We start from the raw sequence: 735 nt of genomic DNA on the forward strand, positions 1-735 counted from the left end.
CTGCCACTCGCTTGATCCCGCTGCCCCGGCCAGCAATGGGGCTGGGGCAGTCCAGTACAGACTCTGCCCATCGATCACCTCGATCGGCACGGACTCCAGACCGACATCGTCGAACAGCCGCGCATTTGACCGCGTTCGCAAATTAATGGCCGGATCTTTGCGAAGCCTCCGCATTTTCGTGGGGGAAGCCCTCCCAGCCTCATCGTGATTGGACTTCACGATCGGTCGGAGTCACTCTGGCCGCAGGTATAAGAAGGATATGGGTGGGCCAACTATCGTCCGAATAGGAGGCTAAAATGAAGCACCAGACGCTTGAGCAACTGCAGATCGTCGCCGAGATCGATCAGGACTACCTGCGCCAAACCATGTCGCGCAGCGAACGTCTTGAACGCTGGGCGGAGCTCCTTGAACGGAACCCTGACCGGCGCCTCTCGACGCTGCACCAAACCGAGTATCAGCCGGTTAGAGCACGCGCGGCCATGCGCGGCGACGGCTCGCCGATCGCAGTCGCTTTCGAGGATCCTGTCCTCCGCGCCGCCGGGTTGGAAAACGACAACTACGGCGAAGCGAAGCGGTTCTTCGAGCTGACCGACGGGCAATTGCATGAGATCATCTGCTATTGTCATTTCGGCGCGACGGTGAGCGCCGCAACGGCCGCCCGTCACATCCGTGCGGCGGTTGCCGGGAGACAGCCCGGCATGTTCGCTCGGATGCGTGAGGCGTTCGTCGGATAAA

At 61.2% G+C, this 735-nt stretch carries 1 protein-coding gene; it reads left to right on the forward strand.

Annotated elements, in window-relative coordinates:
- The first annotated feature begins 296 nt into the window (after nucleotides 1-296).
- On the forward strand, nucleotides 297-734 hold the full coding sequence (locus tag NKI85_RS37800) for a hypothetical protein (RefSeq protein WP_352528387.1): 438 nt from the start codon (nucleotides 297-299) through the stop codon (nucleotides 732-734).
- Nucleotide 735 lies beyond the last annotated feature (1 nt).

Origin of the sequence: Mesorhizobium sp. M0571 (assembly GCF_040320985.1) — a bacterium.
Lineage (GTDB): Bacteria > Pseudomonadota > Alphaproteobacteria > Rhizobiales > Rhizobiaceae > Mesorhizobium.

Coding starts and splice junctions, on each gene's coding strand:
- NKI85_RS37800 (WP_352528387.1), top strand. CDS start 297: ATGAAGCACCAGACGCTTGAGCAACTGCAGATCGTCGCCGAGATCGAT.